Consider the following 3387-nt stretch of genomic DNA (forward strand, 5'->3'; position numbering starts at 1 on the left):
AAAATCTAAACAAGTGTAATTAAAGGGCTAATTTCAAATGAAATAGAACAAAAGACAGAAAAGAAACGGTAAATGATAAAAGGGAAAGAGCAAAGGGCAAAGGGTAAAGGGCAAAGGGTAAAGGGCAAAGGGTAAAGGGCAAAGGGTAAAGGGCAAAGGACAAAGGGCAAAGGGTAAAGGTTTTAAATTCCTTATCTTTTCCCCAGCCCTTACGGCAGACCACTAGCGCCAACCCGGATGGTGGGGAATGAGGAGATGAGGGAGTGACGGATATGGGGAAACAAGGGGATAAAATAAATAACTCCCCACTCCTAACTCCCCACTCCTAACTCCCCACTCCTAACTCCTCACTCCTAACTCCTCACTCCTAACTCCTCACTCCTCACTCCCCACTCCCTACTTATGATTGAATAGGACGATCGCCACCAAACTCGGAATTATAACCTTCTTCTCCGTGTTCGTTGATATCCAAACCTTGCAATTCTGCTTCCTCTTTGACTCGTAGCCCGACTGTAGCATCGATAATTTTGAGAATAATGAAAGTACCAACACCAGCAATCACATAAGCAACAACAATTGCTACTAGTTCAATTCCCAATTCCCCAAAATTACCACGCAGCACACCGTCTTTACCGCCTCCGTTGACTTGAGTGGTAGCAAATACGGCTGTTAAAATTGCCCCCACTGTACCACCAACGCCATGCACGGGATAGGTGTCTAAGGCATCGTCAATTAATAGCTTGTGTTTGAAACTAATGGCATAGAAGCAAACAAAGGCTGTGAGGAAACCAATGAAAATTGCTGATAGCGGTGTCACAAATCCCGCAGCAGGAGTAATACCCACCAAACCAGCAACGGCTCCTGTAGCAGCTCCCACTGCGGTTGGTTTACCCCTTAAAACTGCTTCCATGATTAGCCACATTAAAGCCGCCGCCGCCGCCGCCGTATTAGTGGCGACGAAGGCTGATGTTGCTAGATTTGTGACTAAGTTACCGGAAGTTCCGCTACCAACGGATAGGGCACTTCCAGCGTTGAAGCCGAACCAGCCAAACCACAGCAACCCAGCACCAAGCAAAATAAAAGGAACGTTGTGTGGTGGGCTAAGACGGTCGGGATGGGTTTTGCGAGGCTTAAGAACCATCGCTGCAACTAAAGCAGAAACCCCAGAACTAATGTGAACTACCGTACCACCTGCAAAGTCGAGGGCACCCAAACCCCCAGCCAAACCTAAGAATCCACCTTTTGCCCAAACCATGTGAGCTAGGGGACTGTAAACAAAGGTTGACCACAGCAGTACAAATAGACAATAGGCGCGGAAACTCATGCGTTCGGCGATCGCTCCAGAAATTAAGGCTGGGGTGATAATGGCAAACATGGCTTGATAAATCATGAATGCCTGATGGGGAATCGTCCCGGCATAAGAAACAATATCCGCAGGATTTGAACCTTTGAGATAATCGGTTGTCTCTAAACCCACACCATTCAATCCCAACCACTGCAATCCACCGATGAACGGCAAACCCGGCGCAAAAGCAAGACTATAACCCCAGAGAATCCAGGTCACTCCCACGATCGCCATTAACACAAAGCTCATCATCAATGTATTTAGGACATTGCGCGATCGAACAAATCCACCATAAAAGAATGCCAATCCCGGTGTCATTAGCAGCACGAGTGCTGCCGAAATCAACATAAATGCTGTATCACCGGTATCCGCCGCAGGTGGGCTGGCTGCTGATGTTTGGGCAAAAGCATTACCCATCAACGGCTGTGCCAAAAATAGCAGGGTCATAGCCCCGATCGTGACAACTTTCTTCAACACTTGTTTTTGTTCCTAAGCACCAACAAATTTGTATTAGATTAATATATTTTCAGTACCTTTCAATACGATTTTTTGTTTTGAAAGCTACTCTAATTTAGTTTTTTTGAAATGTTAACAACAGTATCATAATTTCAATAATTTTATGAGAGTTTAATCAAAATTTCAATAATTTGTCAGCCTGAGGAATTTTGCTTGATATTACTCAATAATTTGCACAAATACAGAATGATACTTTTTTCAGTAATTATGTATACAATATCTATTTATATAAATAATTTTACTTAAAAGCACCAAAGAGTAAACCAGCAATAGCAAACAGCCATACGCTAGAAGGCAATAATTAATTGCTAAATTTTATACATTAAAATACTAAGTAACACAGCAGTGCTGCCTTACGGTAGATATATATGTATTCAAAATTTTGTGAAATGCTATTAAAGATAAGACTTACGCACACTCTACGAATTCTTCTGTACAAGACGCTGTGCGTTGGCGGAAACCTCTCGTAAAGAAGGCATCTGCCTTGATAGTTGGAGCTTTTTGGCGATTTTTGCCTAAGTCCTGAAAGATAAAGACATATTGTTTTTTGGGGAACTGCAAAAAATAAACGTTGACTGTCGATTGTTAACCGTCAACAGTCAACACTCAACAGTCAACAATAACAATGAAATATTTTTTGAGTTGCAAGTCCCTTGTGCTTACTTCTGGTCAAAACCAATCTTTTTTCTTTTGTATAAATTAATTTAGCCCTGATGTCATTTGCATTCAGAAAATTTCAACATTTCTATTTTCAGCATTGCATAATTCCAGAATGATTTCAAAATTTGGGCGTTGCACAATTCCCGCGTCTCCTCGCCAACCCTAATCATGCCAACAATTTAGTAAAATTACTTAACTGCGGGGTGCAAACATAATAATTAATACGCTTACCACAGCTAAACAAGCTCCCATTAAGTCGTAGCGGTCTGGACTAACTCCATCTACCTTCCAACCCCAAAACATTGTCATTGCAATAAATACACCCCCATAAGCCGCATAGACTCTAGCAAAATTCGCTGGCTGAAAAGTTGCAATCACTCCATAGATAGCTAAAGCAATTCCGCCTAGTATCCCGTACCATAAAGGCTTAGCTTCACGCAACCACAACCAAATCAAATAGCCACCAGTGATTTCAAATAAACCAGCCCATAAAAAATACAACAGCGACTTAATCATTTGGCTAATTTTGGACTAACGTTGAACTCAGTGAAATTACGCTAACGGTTTTAACTCAAGTATTGTCATTAATTAAAGAAAGTTTGTCCATCGAATTGGGTATGGGTTATGAAGCATGAGAGATAAGGTAGATGGCGAGATGGGGAGACAAGAGGGGGGAAAGGGTAAAGGTTAAAGGGAAAAGGGTTTTTATTTGCCCTTTCTCCTTTACCCCTTACCCTTTTCCCCACTTCTGTTAGAAGTTTAAGGTAGACAAGGGGGACAAGGTAGCAATTTTTCTTCCTTTTCTCCCCCCTCTTCCTTGTCTTTCTCTTCTCCCTTGTCTCCCTGCTCTCCCCATACCCCATAAA

Annotated in this window: 2 protein-coding genes; both read right to left on the bottom strand. The window is 42.2% G+C overall.

The genetic code is table 11. The features are described 5' to 3' along the window. Window positions 1–400 precede the first annotated feature (400 nt). Window positions 401–1792 (bottom strand): ammonium transporter, encoded by a 1392-nt coding sequence (locus GNE10_RS33100; protein WP_371411483.1) that lies wholly within the window; start codon window positions 1790–1792, stop codon window positions 401–403. 921 nt (window positions 1793–2713) lie between these two features. Continuing rightward, complete coding sequence (locus tag GNE10_RS33105) at window positions 2714–3037, bottom strand: YnfA family protein (RefSeq protein WP_099069002.1); 324 nt, start codon at window positions 3035–3037, stop codon at window positions 2714–2716. Window positions 3038–3387 lie beyond the last annotated feature (350 nt).

Source organism: Nostoc sp. 2RC (assembly GCF_014222165.1).
Classification (GTDB): Bacteria; Cyanobacteriota; Cyanobacteriia; order Cyanobacteriales; family Nostocaceae; genus Nostoc; species Nostoc linckia.

Bases quoted from the DNA above. Each gene is read 5' to 3' on its own strand.
- GNE10_RS33105 (WP_099069002.1), bottom strand. From the start codon at position 3,037: ATGATTAAGTCGCTGTTGTATTTTTTATGGGCTGGTTTATTTGAAATC.
- GNE10_RS33100 (WP_371411483.1), bottom strand. From the start codon at position 1,792: ATGACCCTGCTATTTTTGGCACAGCCGTTGATGGGTAATGCTTTTGCC.